Origin of the sequence: Pseudomonas sp. DE0010, assembly GCF_007680745.1 — a bacterium.
GTDB lineage: Bacteria > Pseudomonadota > Gammaproteobacteria > Pseudomonadales > Pseudomonadaceae > Aquipseudomonas > Aquipseudomonas parafulva_B.
On the sequence record NZ_VEJQ01000201.1, the window covers coordinates 1 to 275 of the forward strand.

Sequence of the window (275 nt, forward strand, 5' to 3'; positions counted from 1 at the left end):
GGAGCGGACAGCACCTCGCTGGAGGCCTGGGCGCGCCACTTCTCGTCGCCGCTGCCGGCGTCGAGGGCGATGACCTGGCCACGCAGGGTACCGACCAGCACCAGACCGGAACCGACCCCGACGCCGCCGGAGACCGGCAGGTCCAGGTCCTTCTTCCACAGCACCGCACCGGTCTCGCGATTCATCGCCATGACCCGGCCATCGGCATCGGCGGCAAAGATGGTCTGGCCGTCCACGGCCGGGACCAGGCGGTTGTATTCCTTGCCCTGGCCATC

1 protein-coding gene is annotated in these 275 nt (G+C 69.8%); it reads right to left on the reverse strand.

The window, feature by feature from the left end:
- Positions 1-275, reverse strand: a 275-nt coding sequence (locus tag FS767_RS22240; protein ID WP_144968251.1) for a PQQ-binding-like beta-propeller repeat protein, incomplete at both ends; no start/stop codon positions are given.